This is a genomic window from Spirosoma foliorum (assembly GCF_014117325.1).
Taxonomy (GTDB): domain Bacteria; phylum Bacteroidota; class Bacteroidia; order Cytophagales; family Spirosomataceae; genus Spirosoma; species Spirosoma foliorum.
Map to the genome: position 1 here is coordinate 443590 of NZ_CP059732.1, position 15382 is coordinate 458971.

The following is a 15382-nucleotide window of genomic DNA, read 5'->3' on the forward strand; positions in this document are numbered from 1 at the left end:
AATAAAAAAGGGTGTAATCGAAATTACACCCCATTAACAGGCCGTTACCAAGCAATGTTTTGAACTATTTCAATTTTAATAAACGAAGAGTTACAAAACCCTCAGTAAGAACCGATAACGATTTCTCTAAATTCTTCATGACTCTGTTTTCAGTAGAGACAAAAGAGTTACGCGGCTCGCATGGTTTTAAACGCATTCATTAAGCCATTGGTCGAGCTGTCGTGTGAGCTAATAGGCTCATCATTCTGTAATTCAGGCAGGATTCGGCTGGCTAGTTGTTTGCCCAATTCAACACCCCACTGATCGAAGCTAAAAATGTCCCAGATAACGCCCTGTGTGAATATTTTGTGCTCATACATGGCGATTAGGCTGCCGAGCGTGTAAGGCGTCAGTTTCTTGAACAGAATAGAATTCGTAGGGCGATTGCCCGAGAACATCTTGAATGGGGTCAGTGCTTTGATTTCCTCTTCGCTTTTGCCCGTTTTGCGGAGTTCTTCGGCCGCTTCGCCTTCCGTTTTGCCGTTCATAAGCGCTTCGGTTTGCGCAAAATAATTGGCCATTAAAATTTTATGATGCTCGCCAATGGGCCGTTGGCTCACGGCTGGTGCCAGAAAATCGCAGGGAATTAATTTAGTGCCCTGGTGAATGAGCTGGTAAAACGCGTGCTGACCATTGGTGCCGGGTTCGCCCCAGATAATTGGACCCGTTTGATAATCAACAGGATGACCAGCCCGATCAACCGATTTGCCATTACTTTCCATATCGCCTTGCTGGAAATAAGCCGCGAACCGGTGCATGTATTGGTCGTAGGGTAGAATGGCTTCGGTTTGTGCGCCAAAGAAATTGTTGTACCAGATACCCACCAGCCCTAAAATAACGGGCAGGTTCTGGTCGAGGGGAGTGTCGTGGAAATGGAGGTCCATTGCATGAGCGCCATCCAGCAGTTCTTCAAACTTGTCGAAACCGACATAGAGCGCAATGGATAAACCAATAGCTGACCAGAGCGAGTAACGACCACCAACCCAATCCCAGAAACCGAACATATTGTCGGGATCGATGCCGAATTTCTCCACATCTTTCTGATTGGTTGATAGCGCGGCAAAGTGTTTGGCAATAGCGGCTTCGTCTTTGGCGGCATCTAAAAACCACTGACGTGCTGTTTGGGCATTGGTCATGGTTTCCTGCGTAGTGAACGTTTTCGATGCGATCAGGAACAGCGTAGTTTCGGGCTTGACCGTTTGCAGCGTTTCGTAGATGTGTACGCCATCGACGTTCGAAACGAAATGCACCCGCAGTTTTTTATCATCGGCATACGGTTTCAGTGCTTCGGTCACCATAACGGGGCCAAGGTCCGAACCGCCGATGCCAATATTGACGACGTCGGTAATCGCTTCACCTGTGTAACCTTTCCATTCACCCGACCGAATCCGCTCGGTAAAGGATTTCATGTGGTTCAGCACTGCATTGACATCTGGCATAACATCGGCACCATCCACCAAGATAGGCGTGTTGGAACGATTGCGCAGGGCAACGTGTAATACGGCGCGATCTTCAGTCCGGTTGATTTTATCGCCCGAGAACATTTTCTTGATAGCACTCTTTAACTCAGCCTGTTCGGCGAGTTGTACAAGTAGGCTCAACGTTTCGGCGGTGATGCGGTTTTTCGAGAAATCGAGCAGAATATCCTCAAACTGACGGCTGAACGTATTAAACCGCTCTGGGTCTTCGGCAAACAAATCACGCAGATGGCGATCTTTCAGACCATCATAATGAGCTTGCAGTTGGGCATAAGCCGGTAAGTCGGTAAATCGATGATTGGCGAGCATAAGGAGGTTTTACGTTTCAGGTTCTAAGTTTCAGGTCAACTGTCACCAGCGTTACTGACGTGTCAGCTACCCCGGAACTTGGAACCTGAAACTCGAAACTCATTTCACTGGCGCGAATATCGTGAATCCCGGCAATCTTTTTTCGGCTATTTTTACGCTCCTTTTCCATTCGGGATCGTTGTTTTTTGACATCAATACACCCATTAATGAATCAAAAACTTTTCTATTCGCTGGTACTGGTCGGTTTAGGGGCCTTATTTTTTATCCCATTCCTGGGGGGCGTCCGACTGTTTGACTGGGATGAGATCAACTTCGCCGAATGCGCCCGCGAGATGATTGTGCTGGGCGACTATCTGCACGTTCACATTGATTTTAAGCCGTTTTACGAAAAACCACCCTTGTTTTTCTGGCTCCAGTCGATGATGATGAATGTCTTCGGGATCAACGAGTTTTCGGCCCGTTTACCGAATGCAATCTGCGGGATCATTACGCTGGTTTATCTCTATCATATCGGCAAAAAACTACATGGGCATCGGTTCGGGTTCTTGTGGGCGCTGGCATATTTAGGGTCCGTATTACCGCATCTTTATTTTCGATCGGGGATCATCGACCCATTTTTTAATCTGTTTATTTTCGTCAGCCTGGTCAATGTGATTTTTGCTTCCTGGAAGCGCGAACGACTGGGCGGGGCCATGACCGTACCCAAAAGCGAATGGACCTATATTTTGCTGGGTGGCATTGTACTGGGCCTGGCCATTCTGACCAAAGGCCCCGTAGCTTATCTGATTGTGGGCTTAGTGTTGGTTACGTACTGGATGTTGAATCGTTTCCGGTGGTTCATTACTCCGCTGCAATTTCTGGCCTTTACGGCAGCGGCCTCGGCGGGTTCGTTGCTTTGGTATGGCCTCGATATTTATCTGAACGGACCAACGCTGGTGCGCGAATTTATAGCTTATAGCATCCGGTTATTCAGTACGCCCGATGCGGGTCATGTTGGCTTTCCGGGCTACCATATTATTATTCTGTTAGTTGGTTGTTTTCCGGCGTCAATCTTCGGAATCCGTGCGTTTGGATCATTGTTTATCGAACGAAACTACCAGCGCGAGTTTCGGCGGTGGATGCTGATTTTGTTCTGGATAGTACTGGTTCTGTTCAGCATTGTTCAATCGAAAATCGTCCATTATTCGTCGCTTTGCTATTTTCCCCTGACGTACTTCGCTGCGCTGACACTCCTACAGTTGGAAGAGCGTAAAATTCAGTTTAACAACTGGATGCGGGCAGGTTTGCTGGTTATCGGTGGAATTTATGTGGCCGCTATTGCGGGTCTGCCGTTTCTGGCCCGACGTATGGATATTGTGAAGGCTGCGGCCGATCAGGATGCGTTTACTCAGGGGAACCTGAACGCCAAAGTAGAGTGGACCGGCTGGGAAGCATTTCCGGGTGTATGGCTACTGATTATTATTGCCCTGGCCCTGATCTGGTATAATCAGCGCGAAATGGCTCGTGCTTCAGTAACACTTTTCATTGGTGTAGCGATGTTCGTAACGTTCACGCTCTGGTTATTCATTGGTCGTATCGAAGGAATTTCACAGGATGCCGCTATGCGTTTTTTTGAGCGGGCTCAGGGGCAGAATGTATACGTGAAAACCTACGGTTATCATAGCTACGGCCCCTTTTTCTATACGCGAAAACAACCTGTTACGAATCCTAATGAATACAACCTGGATTGGTTACTAAAAGGCAAAATCGATAAAGACGTTTTATTCATTCGCCATGCTTCTGAGGAGCCAACCCTGCTCGATTCGCTTCCTGACGTTCGAAAAACAGGAGAGGAAAATGGATTCGTTTTTTATCGGCGAAAGGCGAAGTGAGTAAATGTGCAGATTTAAAACTGTTGGCGGAACTAGGTGGTTATAGCAGCATGACTACTTCTCACAGAGCCCCGAAAACGGCTGGAGCGTTTGCGCTCTTCTGGCTGGTACTTGCATGTATATCCTGTAGTAAAGGCAGTTTGCCGAGTTCTGGACCTCAGAAAAAGTTGCGTGTTTCTGTTGGCGAGATCAAAGAAGTATCCTTATCTACTGAGAGTGATAGCGCTGCGGAGTTAATTGGCACATCCGATAACCAGGAAGTCGTAGAAGTTTCCCGACCCCAACTTGCGCCAGCGGTCGATACGCTTACTAACAAAAAATCCCCAATGGTTTTTCAAATAAAAGGGGTGACTGTAGGTACTGCCAACGTAATCTTCACTACGAAACCGTTGAATCAGGCAGGCAGCGGACAAACAATCCGAACTTACATAGTTCAGGTAACGGCCAGGTGAAAACGGGTTTTGGTAGCCGTAAAATTGATAACAACCTTATCGCTGAATGCTCAAAATTGCCTTTTCGAATTTGGTAAATCGTTGTGTCAAATCTGCGTGAAGTGCTTTTTTTATGGCTTCTTCTTTAATGAAACTGTACTCGATACTATTGAAGACGAATTTCTTAATGTTTTCGTACGAAATGTGTTTATACCGTTTTGCCAATAGGACAAATTGATCGGTCAAATTAGTACGCAATACACCGGCATCATCGGAACAAATAACCATAGGGACGTTAAACTCTTTATATAAACTAATAGGGTGTTTATCGTCTTTTACTTTCAGAATAAATTCGTTACTAAACAGATTTATTTCTACAGCTACTTTCTGCTTACTCATATACCGTAAAAGATCATAACAATTGGCTTCATGGGCAATGTCGACGCCATGCCCGATTCGATTGGCACCAGCTAAATAAACGGCAGCATTAATATGCCAGGTTAATTCTTCGGGTTTTACCAAGCCCAGTGTCAACTCACCTGCGTGCAGGGTGTATTTTACGGTTGGGTATTTGGAATGGCAGTAGTTGAACATAACCATATGCAGCCAATAATCTTTTAAGGCTACTTCGTTGTCTTCGGGTGCGGCAATATTAACGCCTACGACTAGAGGGCTGGCGGCTGCCGATTCAAAGGCGACGACCATACTCTTAAAGGCGTCAAGAGGCTCAACGGTACGGACAACATAGCTCTGATACCGCATCGTAAACTGGGAGTCGTCGATTTTTAGCTCGTTATGTAATTTTGTAAGTGGTTGGTTAATAACGTTAGTTGCGCATTCGCGTATGCCTTTCGTTTGTAGCTGCGTATACAGTGAATCCAGTAATCGTAAACAGGAAACGGTATCTTTTGTAGTCTGGTAGTTTCTGAGTGCCGTTGTTGAACTTGCCAGATCGCTCAAATTTATTGTACAGGGAGCATAGGCAAAAAGCGTTTCTATATAACTGACATTTTCTTTTTTCGCACGGTTTTTAATTTCTAATAATCCTTTATCTACTTCGGCTCGACTAACAGGACCAAAATAAGAGAACGTCTCAAAAAATAATTTGTCTGATGGATAGTCAATATGATTATAATCTTTGATAGACCATTTCTGAAATAACTTCTGTTTGTATTCGGGTAATGTACCCTCCGCTTTTAATTCTGATAGTCGAGCCCAGTCGTCTCCCGATGGTTTTTGTTCGGAAATTTTTATTGTTTTCTTATTGATAAAATAATCTTTAGAAATCGCATAATCAATATACGACTCAGCATAAATAGAGCCATTATAATGGTGATGTAAATCGCCACCTTTGGGCATTTGTGTAAAAAAAGCCGTTAAGGAAGCTTCATCATTTCTGATTCGCTCAAAATAAGTAGCTGCCGATTGAGAAAAGGAAAAGTTGATCTTGAGAAACAATAAGAAAGTGACGAGTATTCGTGTGGTCATAATTGATTTTTAATTTATTAGGCTATTTCATTGCTAGCTTACTTTTGTCATTCCGACGCAGGAGGAATCTCAAGCTTGCCTAACATGATACTTGAGATTCCTCCTGCGTCGGAATGACAAAAACTATACAATTTTAATAGAACACAGGAAATCTAAGCGGTTTCTAAATCGAACTTGAATTTCCTGTAGTAGTACAATAATGTCGAGTACTGACAGCAGAATCATGTAACTTTTTAACGAGGAGCCTTTGTATAGTCGTACCAATAGTGTTGTGTTCGCCCATCTTCGTAAAGGTCGATTATGGTCACTATCGGCTCAAATTCCTGAAATGGCCCTATCCATCGCCGACCAGCTATTGATCCGTTACAGAGGTACTTTATGCTAAGATACGTTAATTCTTCCTGCATGTGAAGGTGGCCACTAATGCAGAGCTTAATTTGAGAATGTTGCTTAAATAAGTTTTTTAACTCAAGCGAATCGGTGTGGGTGAGCAGGCTGGCGGGTATCTGATTACCGGCTCTTGTTTCGAACCGGAAGAATTGATAACAAGCCGACAGAATGGGAATGTGCGACAAAATGCAGGTTGGGCGAGTCGTATTGGCTAAATCATTGGCTAACCACCTCATTTGTTGATCATCTAAACGTCCGGCCAGGCCAAGTTCTGGATCGGCCGGATTTGGGGTCTGGTAAATGCTGTCTAAAACGATGAAATGCCAGCCCTGACGGTCAAAACTATAATAACGCTCTGACATGCCTAATTCGTCAAGCGCCCATTTTTTGCCGTAAAGAGGATCGTTTTTTAACGTGTCGTTGGGCATAAACCACCCAAATACATCGTGATTGCCAATTGCACTCATGACGGGTATATTATTCTCCTGACGAAGAACTGAGTGCCACAATTGCCATTGGGCTTTCACATCGGCCTTATCTGTTTCTAACGCATTGAGGATGCAGTCGCCACCGTTCAGAATAAGTTCGGGTTTGTCGGATAGTGAATTGATAAATTGCAGGGCTTTGGCAAAGCCCTGAGCTGATCGATTTCCTGGACCGATATGTATGTCTGTGATATGAGCAATCCGAATAGCGCGTTTTGCCTGCGTATTCCCTTGTGGAATTGCTTGATGGTCAGGAAGTAAAGAAGCGGCAAGTCCAGTAGTTAAAAACGTACGTCGTTTCATTCGGGTAGGTGCGCTATAGTTCGGGCAAAAGCGTTTCTACCAGATAGGTGACTAGGTCGTCGTGTGGCTGCCGGGCATAGCTGGTGATGGTTTCCATGAGGTCACTTTCTCCACTCGTGCCTTCTTTGCTCACGGCATCCGTAACCGTTCCCACATACACATACCGAACGTTCAACCCCGACTCTTTGGCACACAGGGGCGCTACGCCATAGATCGATATTGTATCCATATTAACCACGCTGCATCCGTGGGCTTTCATAGCCAGAATGGTTGCTGGATACTCACGGTACAAACTGTTGGAACACCAGACCGTATAATGAGGCCAATCTAATTCTTCGACGGCTGTCAGCGTACTTAAGGTCTGGTATAAACTGGTTTCAGGGTGAGTCAATTCGAAAGCACCAACGCCATAGTGCTGACCGAGGGGTAAATCGGACATGGCGGCAGACGCAATAAATCGCTGCCCCATGGGTGCTCCATTGAAGGCGCCTACGTACCCGACGCCAATAATGGTGCTAATGCCATAATACACTAGTTCCTCCACGGTAGTCGAGCCTACTTCAAAACCGTAAACCTCGCTAATAACAAGAAAGGAAATACCCTCATAGGCACAAAAACGAACTTCGCTACAGGGTGAATGCAGGAAATAACGCTCCGAGGAGACTTCGACTACATAAGGCTCAAATCCGGCAGGGAAAGGTGTGAAGCAAATAAAGGCGGCCTGTGCTGCTGCCCAGCGAGAAGGTAATTGCTTGTTGTTAAACAGTAATCCGGGGGTAAGATGCGGGGTTGTCGTGGTCATGAAGTCGAGATGCCGGTTGAGCTTATACTAGAAACCACAAAGGTTATGAAAACCGGGTAACTTAGAAAGTGCGCTGCATTAACGATATGTGAACGCGGTTGGCAACACTACCTTGTTTATTTGTATCTTGTCACTACGTTTCGATCCTATCCGTCACCTAAAAATTGATCACCAACCGAATTAGTCAAGAGCAGTTTCAAACGATCTTTCTAGAAATTGAAAAGAAAGATCTGCCCCGTTTGAATAAAAAGTTCTGGTCGTTTGACTGGAAAAAGGAAATTAAATTGGTTAATAGAGTTGTTTATAAATTAACTACTCAAGAAAATCCAGATGTCATACAAGGCTTGATTAGTTGGTCTGACTTTGGTGATCACATTTTTATAAACGTCGTTGAATCGGCCCCGTTTAATCGAGGTGTTGAGCGTTTGTATCAGGGCGTAGCCGGTAATTTATTTGCAATTGCTTGCCAAGAGTCGTTTGCAAGAGGATATGATGGTTTTATTGTATTTGAGTCTAAAACAAAACTGATAAATCATTATCAGGACTTATTAGGAGCACAACGCCTGGGTAGCTCAATCCGAATGTTTGTTGATACACAGGCGGCTAGTCATTTAATAAAACTTTACTTATGAAACCGAAATCCCCAAAATTGATCGAAGAAATAGACGTAGAAGTTGTCAATCGTCAGCCAAATGCCACAGAACGTCAAGAGATTAGTGCGTTCATTCGTTCCTATAAAACGAAAACTAAAGGTGTGGCTCCTACTGCTTCAATACTACCCCGTTGAGCGTAGTCCGGAGACTACGCTCAACGGGGTTTGTACCTATGGGCTTCAGTCCGTGCTTTCGTTCGACGCATACATGGACTGAAGCCCGTGGGTACAAACTCAATTTACTGCTTGATAACCAGCGCTGTTACTACACTTAGTAAAGCAATAATTCCTAGAATAATCGCCAAACGAGGCTGACCGGTTCGGTAAAGGAGAAAAAAGGAAATTCCAAAAAGAGTCAGGGCAAATAGCGAACGATAGACTGGCTCCAAACGATGAGCAGATCGTGGAGCGGCAAAGATTCCCCACAGGGTTGCGGCCACCACTGGAAGACCAATGGCCAGCAAATACTTGCCATATGGATTCTGACTGCTATGGAAACCAGCATAGCCAAAAGAGCCTAACATGCTTAGTTCCAGTAGAAAATAAACGGTCTGATTAAGTCCTTTTAGCCATTGCATAGGATGAGTTGGTTAAATGGTCAAGTTAGCTACTACGCCCAATATGCAAATTTCTTCTTCGTAAAGATCGCTTTAGGAATCATGGCATGAACGCCCAGCGTCTGGTCAACCACCTGACTAACCTCAAAATCGACAGCTGTACTGGCAATTGACAAAGCCTCGTTGAAGGTAAAACCTAGTTCATCTTTAATGAAGGCGCAGGCTTCGGAAAGGGCATTTTTCATCGCCTTGTTAAGGTCTTTGTCCAGGCCAACAGCAATAAAATGGGTAGGCGTTTCGGCACGAGGCACCTTTAGTGTTTTTCCTTTGTGGACAATAAATTTGACGGTGAGGTTAATGGCCGTTTCAATAGCGACACCACTTACTTCGCCATTACCCTGCGCCCCATGACCATCCCCCGTTGTAAAGAGCCCACCGGGTACCGAAACTGGCAAGTATAGGGTTGAGCCTTTTGTTAAGTGCTTAATATCCAGATTGCCACCGTAAAAATTTGGTGGAATTGAACTCTGGTGGCCCATATCGGCGGGTGGCGACAGCGCCATGACACCCATAAATGGCTTCAACGGAATCTCGATACCTTCTTTGAGCGATGCCGTTTTGCGTTTCATATCGTATCGATACACGAACGTTTCGCGAGTTTTTACCTCGTCGGGAATGCCCCCGCCACCCGGCCAGACACTGTTGACGCCAAAAGGAGCCGGAAACGTCAGATCGAGAATGCGGATTTCAAGGCTGTCGCTGGGTTGGGCTCCCTCAATGTAAATCGGACCCGTCAACATGTGTCCGCGAATACCAGATGGCTCAGGTTTTACATTTTTCAGGATTGCAATGACTTCCTGCGCATGTTGATCGAGCGGAAGGTTATTCTTAGTATAAAACTCTTCGGGATTGGTTCGGCTCACACCCGATGGATTAACAGTTTGAATTTCAACAATGTCGCCGTCTTTTACTTTAGCTACGGGCGGGACATCGGCCCCATAATAGCCCCAAACCATATTTTCGGGTAACGACCGTACCACATGATCGGGCTTGATGGCTGCTGCCTGAGTGGATAGCGTTTCTGGCTGATTAACCTCATCTGAGGTTGGCGTAAAGGGCGTAGTGGTTAATCCGCTGGTTGCGAAAATAGCCAGCCCGTTTCGGGTTGTTTTGCGTAAAAAAGTTCGTCTGGAAGTGTACATGAGGTTGTATGATTGAGCAAGCTCAATGAATAAGCGTAGTAAGATACTAAATCAATGGAGAATTGAGCCCAATGAGGCTCGTTGTTAGCCTACTAGGTGCCAGATTGCTCTAAACAACCCAGCTGTTTAGCCAGTTAGGTTGCAGAAATAACCTGATTCCCTGTGTCCGTATCCCCCGCCCAAACGACTACTTCGTCGTCGCCCAATAAATGGATTATTCTAGGTACGATTATGTTCGGCACCTTCATGTCGACGCTCGATAGTAGTATTGTCAACATTGCCTTGCCGACCATTCGGCGTGAGTTAGGAGCGGGCGATAATGTGGAATGGATCGTACTCTGTTATCTGCTCACAACGACGAGTACACTGCTGATTATGGGCAAATTATCCGACTGGGTAGGCCGCCGACAATTGTATATCACGGGCTTCTGCGTATTTGTGCTGGGTTCCTTACTTTGTGGCCTGGCCTGGAATCTCTGGTCGCTGGTTGGGTTCAGAGTATTACAGGGGTTGGGAGCTTCCATGATTTACGCCATTGGTCCGGCCATTATTGGCGATGCCTTTGCTCCGCAGGAACGGGGGCAGGCGCTTGGTTTAATGGGCTCGGTAGTGGCTGCAGGCTCCAGCGCCGGACCTGTTATTGGTGGTCTGTTGCTGGGTAAATTCGGCTGGTCCAGTATTTTCTTTGTGAATGTGCCCATCGGTTTAATCGCTATCTGGCGAGCCTGGACCATTTTGCCCGAAAGCCCCAAAGTAACCAACCAACGGTTTGATCTGGTAGGAGCGGGCCTATTCTTGATTGGCGTAACTACCTTATTGACCGGACTGGATTTCGGTCCGGAGCCTGATTACGGCTGGAATGATAGTCTGGTCATCGGATTGCTTTCCGTTGGCGGTGTGCTATTGCTGGCGTTTCTCTTCTGGGAAATGCGGGTTAGTGAGCCGATGCTCCGATTGAGTCTGTTTCAGATTCGCCCCTATACGTCCGCAATTCTGGCCGCTTTTTGCGGATTTGTTGCCTCGGGCGGAAACCTGTTTGTCATCCCCTTTTTTTTGCAGCAATTACTGGGCTTAAATCCCGAACGAGCGGGGCTGGTGTTGTTAGCTGGGCCGTTAACCCTGAGTATCATAGCGCCTTTGGGTGGGTACTTGTCCAGTCGGATTAGCACACGCTGGTTGTCCAGCATCGGGTTGCTAATTACGGCTTGTGGTTATTTTGCTTTTTCGTTTTTGAATACTAGTTGGGACTGGAAGGAGGTGATCTGGCGAAGTTCGCTGGTTAGCCTGGGTTTTGGTCTGTTTCAGTCGCCTAATAGTAGCAGTGCCCTGAATGCGGCCCCACTTTCGCAGCGGGGTATTGCCAGTAGCATGATTGCGTTTATGCGTAATCTGGGTTTTGTCGTTGGTATTGCGCTGGCTGCTGCCGTTTGGTACAGTACCCGAAATCGTTACGGAATTGCGCATCAGGTAACACCTGAAACGCCTGCTGCGCAACTACTTGGCATGCATTACGCCTATTTGGTAATGGCGGGTCTGGTATTAACAGGCGCAATTATTTCCCTGACCCGTGGGAAAGCCACACAGACATCCCCGCCAGTAGCCGTTGTTCCTGAAGGGTAATTTCGTAGCGCGGGTTTCCACCCGCGCTACAGCATTCTATCGTTTTGGCCCGACGGAGTCGTAAATGACTACTTTCTCCCACAGGTGCGCATAATTGTTGCGGAAGTCGTCGTGAATGGGGTGTTTTTGGTACGCTTCTTCATCGGCAGGGCTGTCGAAAAAGCACAACCAGGAATAGGTGTACTTGCGCTCGATGACATCGCGGGTGGTGCCTGCGGGTGTGCCAATGTGTACCATTTTGATGGTAGGGCATTTGGCCAGTTTGTTTAAGCCTTCCAGCAGTTTGGCTTTATCGGCTTCGTTACCCGCATTTTTCAGGTAGAAGAAAACGTGGTGAACAAACATTTCTTTAGGGGCTGATTCAATGACTGGCAACCCGGCACCCAGCCCGGCTGCAACGCTATTTTTAACAAAACTTCTCCGTGATTGCTCGTTCATTGGGTGTTCTCGTTTTCAGATTAGTAAGAAATCAAGTTCCTTTTAAAAGCAAAAATGCCAAACGATTCGTCGTCAGGCAAATCTGAACGCAAATCCGCTGGAAGAAGAAATTCTTTACGGCATAATTCATTACCTAACCAAGCTTGGGACACTACCAAAGAGTTGCCTTTTAATCATCTGGTAAACTTTTAGTCGTTTTAATAGTCAATACATGTAATTTATTGCCAAACCATTCGTGCAGATTTACTAAATAATTCAACTTATGAAACGTGTCATAATCATTGTATTGGCTCTTCTCGGCTTTCATGAAGGAAGCCAGGCCCAGATCAAAATCAACTCTAACCTCATGCAGGCGCTTATGGAAGCAGTGGGCTCCGCGACTATATCTGATGCGCAGGTTGCCGAGCTTTCGCGCCAGGCCATTGTTGAGATGGACGCCAAAAATCCGGTGGCTGCAGCCAACGACCCCTATACCGTACGACTGAATAAGATCGTCAGTCGCCATCATACGATTAGTGGTATACCCGTCAATTACAAAGTATATAAAGTCGCCGATGTTAACGCGTTTGCTACGGCTGATGGGAGTGTTCGGGTTTTTAAGGGGCTTATGGATATCATGACCGATAATGAACTTCTGGCTGTTATGGGCCATGAAATCGGTCACGTAGTGAACCACGATACACGCGATGCCATGAAACGATCGTTGCAACGTTCGGCTATCCGGGATGCTGTTGGTTCAACATCGGGTAAATTAGGCGAACTATCCCGGTCGCAATTGGGCGATATCGCAGATGGTCTACTAGGGGCAAAATTTAGTCGCCAGCAGGAGACCGAAGCCGACGATTACAGCTATGGATTCCTGAAACGTTATGGGTACAATGTGTTGGCATTGGCTACTTCATTTGAGAAATTAGCTAAGCTAAGCGGTGGAGGACAAGGTGGTAAAGTTGCAACAATTTTGTCCTCGCACCCTGATAGTCAGTCCCGCGCACAACGAGTGCGAGACCGGGCTCGCCGGGATGGGCTGTTGCGCTAGACATAAAGTTCATTTTGAGAGGGTTGCATCTGTTTCGGTATTTAGCTTTCTTTCGGACATAAAAATCTATTTACTCCAATGGAATCACAATCCTACCCTGAACGACAATACCCTTTTCTAACAGCCGATCAGATAAAACGTGAGCAGGCTGCTTTCATGACCCAGGTTTACGGCTGGATGACCGTAGCCCTGCTTATAACGGCCTCTGTTTCGGTCTGGGTGGCCAGTACGCCTGCCTTGCTGAATATTATTTTTGGAAGTCGCGTGGTTTTTTACGCGTTACTGATTGGTGAAGTACTGCTGGTGATGTATTTATCGGCAGCCGTGCAACGCGTATCGGCGCAGGCGGCAACCGCTATGTTTTTGGGCTATGCCGTTATGAACGGCCTGACACTGGCGTCGATTTTTATGCTCTATACCGGCGGTTCGATCGCTTCCACCTTCTTTGTTACGGCCGGGACATTCGGAGCTATGAGCGCTTTTGGGTATTTCACCAAACGTGACCTGACGTCAATGGGTGGCTTTCTGATGATGGCCCTCATTGGCTTGATTATCGCTTCGCTGGTCAATCTATTCTGGCAAAACGAGACGCTGTACTGGATTGCTACGTATGCTGGCGTTCTGATTTTCGTAGGGCTGACTGCATATGATACGCAGAAGATCAAAGAAATGAACGTGATCGGGAATGCTGGTACCGATGAAGATCGTAAGGAAGCTATTATGGGTGCCCTGCGGCTCTATCTGGATTTCATTAATATGTTTCTCTACTTGCTGCGCCTGTTTGGTCGTAGACGGTAGGTTAGAGGAGTTTGTCAACAAAAAAGCACTCTCGTTTGGGAGTGCTTTTTTGTTTGATGTAGATAAAGATACTTATAACTCATTGAGAAGATCTGTTAGTGGTCGAGCTTGCTTGGTGCCTTGCTCAATGGCCTTTAATTCTTGAATAGCCTCTTTCAACTCCGTAATAAGTTGTGCCTTAGTCGGCTCTTCGATGTTGTATTTTTCTTGATCGACTGTTATCTGTTTCATAATATCGGCTTATTTATCGTTTGTCCTGGTAGTAGTGTGCTCCGAGGTATAGTTTTTATGTTTCAGTCAGCTCATCTTTCTATTTTCTATAAATTACGGAAAAAGGTGACAAGATATGGGTATGTTCGATTACATGCACGTCAATTTGACGTTGCTCCCTTTGGCAGAAGATGAACGAAATCGTCTGATTAGCAATGAAGGTTTTCAGACCAAATCATTATACCGTGATTTGACGGATTATTACATCACCGAGGATGGTTATCTGGAAATGAGACCGGGTCCTGATTTCTCAGACGAAAATTGGGTCATTAATCCTCACAACGAATGCTTTCGTATTTCCGACGCGAATGGCATTATTAATTTCTATACCTCAGTTCGTGACGAGGCTTATACATATTTCGAGTTCGAAGCTTTGTTCCTTGATGGGTGCCTACAAGAAATTCGCTATTTAGGTGGTAATGTACGCACTGAGCGAATTCAAACATGTTTCTGGACGAGGAAGGAGCTTCTGAGGTCATCGGCATAAAAAACATTAAATCAATTATAGGGAGTAACTAAGAAACCTAGCCACATAACTATTTACCATTGTTAATAACTCTTGACCATCGATTAGCTTAAGATAATGTTGATACGCTTTAGTTGCATATTTTTTTATAACCTCTTTGGAGAATCTGAAATTCGTAATAATTACTCCACTACTAGCTTTTAGCTCATTGATTTTAAATAAAAAACGTTCAACTAGTTCAATACCTAAAGGGGCTTTCTTACGAGTTTTACATTCGATTAGGTGCGCTGTTGGGATAAGACCTTCCTGTACAGCTATCATATCATATCCGCCATCCCTAGTTCTTTTAGTAGGAGTTACATTATAACCTAAGCCAACAAAGAGTTTTCTAACAATCCTCTCAAAATCATAATGATGTATGCTTTGTATCTTTTTGTTGTCTTTATAGATTTCTAAAATCAGTTCATCAACTTCATCTATTTGTGATGTTCTTCTCAGTTCATTAAGTATTATAACTGCAGTAATACCGATCTCATTAAGCTTTAATGGCTTTTTATCGTCTACTTGAATGTTAAGCGTTCCATCTTGAATTCTGAATAAAAAATTCTCTAAAATCGGTACAATTGGATTTGTAGCCACTACGCTTTTAATATGCTGTAGATTTTTTAGAAGTACTGAAGAGGATACAATAAACTTCATGAGTCTGAAAAGTTATCTGCATAAATATACAAAAAAAGCCCGGCTACT

17 protein-coding genes are annotated in these 15382 nt (G+C 45.4%); 7 read left to right on the forward strand and 10 right to left on the reverse strand.

The annotated features are described in order from the left end of the window. Window positions 1-167: 167 nt before the first annotated feature. On the reverse strand, window positions 168-1826 hold the full coding sequence (gene pgi / locus H3H32_RS01860) for a glucose-6-phosphate isomerase (RefSeq protein ID WP_182460984.1): 1659 nt from the start codon (window positions 1824-1826) through the stop codon (window positions 168-170). 16 nt (window positions 1827-1842) lie between these two features. Next, the gene (locus H3H32_RS01865; RefSeq protein WP_182460985.1) at window positions 1843-1995 is read right to left on the reverse strand and encodes a hypothetical protein; all 153 of its coding nucleotides are present in this window, start codon (window positions 1993-1995) and stop codon (window positions 1843-1845) included. Between the two features lie 37 nt (window positions 1996-2032). Between H3H32_RS01865 and H3H32_RS01870 the strand changes: the two genes are divergently transcribed. Both H3H32_RS01870 and H3H32_RS01875 read left to right on the forward strand, forming a co-directional pair. After that, on the forward strand, window positions 2033-3697 hold the full coding sequence (locus tag H3H32_RS01870; protein WP_182460986.1) for an ArnT family glycosyltransferase: 1665 nt from the start codon (window positions 2033-2035) through the stop codon (window positions 3695-3697). Window positions 3698-3747: 50 nt separating this feature from the next. After that, window positions 3748-4149 carry a hypothetical protein gene (locus H3H32_RS01875; protein ID WP_240543631.1) on the forward strand — a complete coding sequence of 134 codons (402 nt, stop codon included), beginning with the start codon at window positions 3748-3750 and terminating at the stop codon, window positions 4147-4149. A gap of 36 nt (window positions 4150-4185) precedes the next feature. On the opposite strand, the gene H3H32_RS01880 is transcribed toward H3H32_RS01875, so the two are convergent. The 3 genes from H3H32_RS01880 to H3H32_RS01890 form a co-directional block, all read right to left on the reverse strand. Further along, on the reverse strand, window positions 4186-5616 hold the full coding sequence (locus tag H3H32_RS01880) for an amidohydrolase family protein (RefSeq protein ID WP_182460987.1): 1431 nt from the start codon (window positions 5614-5616) through the stop codon (window positions 4186-4188). Window positions 5617-5849: 233 nt separating this feature from the next. Continuing rightward, on the reverse strand, window positions 5850-6794 hold the full coding sequence (locus H3H32_RS01885; RefSeq protein ID WP_182460988.1) for a metallophosphoesterase family protein: 945 nt from the start codon (window positions 6792-6794) through the stop codon (window positions 5850-5852). 13 nt (window positions 6795-6807) lie between these two features. Further along, the gene (locus tag H3H32_RS01890; RefSeq protein ID WP_182460989.1) at window positions 6808-7596 is read right to left on the reverse strand and encodes a phosphorylase family protein; all 789 of its coding nucleotides are present in this window, start codon (window positions 7594-7596) and stop codon (window positions 6808-6810) included. 164 nt (window positions 7597-7760) lie between these two features. On the opposite strand from H3H32_RS01890, the gene H3H32_RS01895 reads away from it, so the two are divergent. Both H3H32_RS01895 and H3H32_RS01900 read left to right on the forward strand, forming a co-directional pair. Further along, the gene (locus tag H3H32_RS01895; protein ID WP_182460990.1) at window positions 7761-8228 is read left to right on the forward strand and encodes a hypothetical protein; all 468 of its coding nucleotides are present in this window, start codon (window positions 7761-7763) and stop codon (window positions 8226-8228) included. Beyond that, window positions 8225-8383 (forward strand): hypothetical protein, encoded by a 159-nt coding sequence (locus H3H32_RS01900; RefSeq protein ID WP_182460991.1) that lies wholly within the window; start codon window positions 8225-8227, stop codon window positions 8381-8383. Before H3H32_RS01895 ends, H3H32_RS01900 begins: the two co-directional genes overlap by 4 nt. Before the next feature lie 104 nt (window positions 8384-8487). Here H3H32_RS01900 and H3H32_RS01905 read toward each other — a convergent pair whose 3' ends face one another. Both H3H32_RS01905 and H3H32_RS01910 read right to left on the reverse strand, forming a co-directional pair. Beyond that, window positions 8488-8826, reverse strand: a complete 339-nt coding sequence (locus H3H32_RS01905) for a YrdB family protein (protein WP_182460992.1) — start codon at window positions 8824-8826, stop codon at window positions 8488-8490. A gap of 32 nt (window positions 8827-8858) precedes the next feature. Next, window positions 8859-10007: an acetamidase/formamidase family protein gene (locus H3H32_RS01910; RefSeq protein ID WP_182460993.1), complete on the reverse strand. Its 1149-nt coding sequence runs from the start codon at window positions 10005-10007 to the stop codon at window positions 8859-8861. 162 nt (window positions 10008-10169) lie between these two features. On the opposite strand from H3H32_RS01910, the gene H3H32_RS01915 reads away from it, so the two are divergent. Beyond that, complete coding sequence (locus tag H3H32_RS01915; protein ID WP_240543632.1) at window positions 10170-11627, forward strand: MFS transporter; 1458 nt, start codon at window positions 10170-10172, stop codon at window positions 11625-11627. A gap of 36 nt (window positions 11628-11663) precedes the next feature. On the opposite strand, the gene H3H32_RS01920 is transcribed toward H3H32_RS01915, so the two are convergent. Further along, window positions 11664-12065, reverse strand: coding sequence for a Dabb family protein (locus tag H3H32_RS01920; protein ID WP_182460994.1), 402 nt, complete (start codon window positions 12063-12065; stop codon window positions 11664-11666). A gap of 262 nt (window positions 12066-12327) precedes the next feature. On the opposite strand from H3H32_RS01920, the gene H3H32_RS01925 reads away from it, so the two are divergent. Continuing rightward, window positions 12328-13101 carry a M48 family metallopeptidase gene (locus tag H3H32_RS01925; protein ID WP_182460995.1) on the forward strand — a complete coding sequence of 258 codons (774 nt, stop codon included), beginning with the start codon at window positions 12328-12330 and terminating at the stop codon, window positions 13099-13101. A gap of 78 nt (window positions 13102-13179) precedes the next feature. Beyond that, window positions 13180-13899 (forward strand): Bax inhibitor-1/YccA family protein, encoded by a 720-nt coding sequence (locus tag H3H32_RS01930; protein WP_182460996.1) that lies wholly within the window; start codon window positions 13180-13182, stop codon window positions 13897-13899. Window positions 13900-13971: 72 nt separating this feature from the next. Here the strand turns inward: H3H32_RS01930 and H3H32_RS01935 are convergent, their stop codons facing one another. Both H3H32_RS01935 and H3H32_RS01940 read right to left on the reverse strand, forming a co-directional pair. Further along, entirely contained in the window at window positions 13972-14130 is a 159-nt protein-coding gene (locus H3H32_RS01935) for a hypothetical protein (protein ID WP_182464607.1), read from the reverse strand. 541 nt (window positions 14131-14671) lie between these two features. Next, window positions 14672-15334: a restriction endonuclease gene (locus H3H32_RS01940; protein ID WP_182460997.1), complete on the reverse strand. Its 663-nt coding sequence runs from the start codon at window positions 15332-15334 to the stop codon at window positions 14672-14674. Window positions 15335-15382: the final 48 nt, after the last annotated feature.

Coding starts and splice junctions, on each gene's coding strand:
- pgi (WP_182460984.1), bottom strand. CDS start 1,826: ATGCTCGCCAATCATCGATTTACCGACTTACCGGCTTATGCCCAACTG.
- H3H32_RS01865 (WP_182460985.1), bottom strand. CDS start 1,995: ATGGAAAAGGAGCGTAAAAATAGCCGAAAAAAGATTGCCGGGATTCAC.
- H3H32_RS01870 (WP_182460986.1), top strand. CDS start 2,033: ATGAATCAAAAACTTTTCTATTCGCTGGTACTGGTCGGTTTAGGGGCC.
- H3H32_RS01875 (WP_240543631.1), top strand. CDS start 3,748: ATGACTACTTCTCACAGAGCCCCGAAAACGGCTGGAGCGTTTGCGCTC.
- H3H32_RS01880 (WP_182460987.1), bottom strand. CDS start 5,616: ATGACCACACGAATACTCGTCACTTTCTTATTGTTTCTCAAGATCAAC.
- H3H32_RS01885 (WP_182460988.1), bottom strand. CDS start 6,794: ATGAAACGACGTACGTTTTTAACTACTGGACTTGCCGCTTCTTTACTT.
- H3H32_RS01890 (WP_182460989.1), bottom strand. CDS start 7,596: ATGACCACGACAACCCCGCATCTTACCCCCGGATTACTGTTTAACAAC.
- H3H32_RS01900 (WP_182460991.1), top strand. CDS start 8,225: ATGAAACCGAAATCCCCAAAATTGATCGAAGAAATAGACGTAGAAGTT.
- H3H32_RS01905 (WP_182460992.1), bottom strand. CDS start 8,826: ATGCAATGGCTAAAAGGACTTAATCAGACCGTTTATTTTCTACTGGAA.
- H3H32_RS01910 (WP_182460993.1), bottom strand. CDS start 10,007: ATGTACACTTCCAGACGAACTTTTTTACGCAAAACAACCCGAAACGGG.
- H3H32_RS01920 (WP_182460994.1), bottom strand. CDS start 12,065: ATGAACGAGCAATCACGGAGAAGTTTTGTTAAAAATAGCGTTGCAGCC.
- H3H32_RS01925 (WP_182460995.1), top strand. CDS start 12,328: ATGAAACGTGTCATAATCATTGTATTGGCTCTTCTCGGCTTTCATGAA.
- H3H32_RS01930 (WP_182460996.1), top strand. CDS start 13,180: ATGGAATCACAATCCTACCCTGAACGACAATACCCTTTTCTAACAGCC.
- H3H32_RS01935 (WP_182464607.1), bottom strand. CDS start 14,130: ATGAAACAGATAACAGTCGATCAAGAAAAATACAACATCGAAGAGCCG.
- H3H32_RS01940 (WP_182460997.1), bottom strand. CDS start 15,334: ATGAAGTTTATTGTATCCTCTTCAGTACTTCTAAAAAATCTACAGCAT.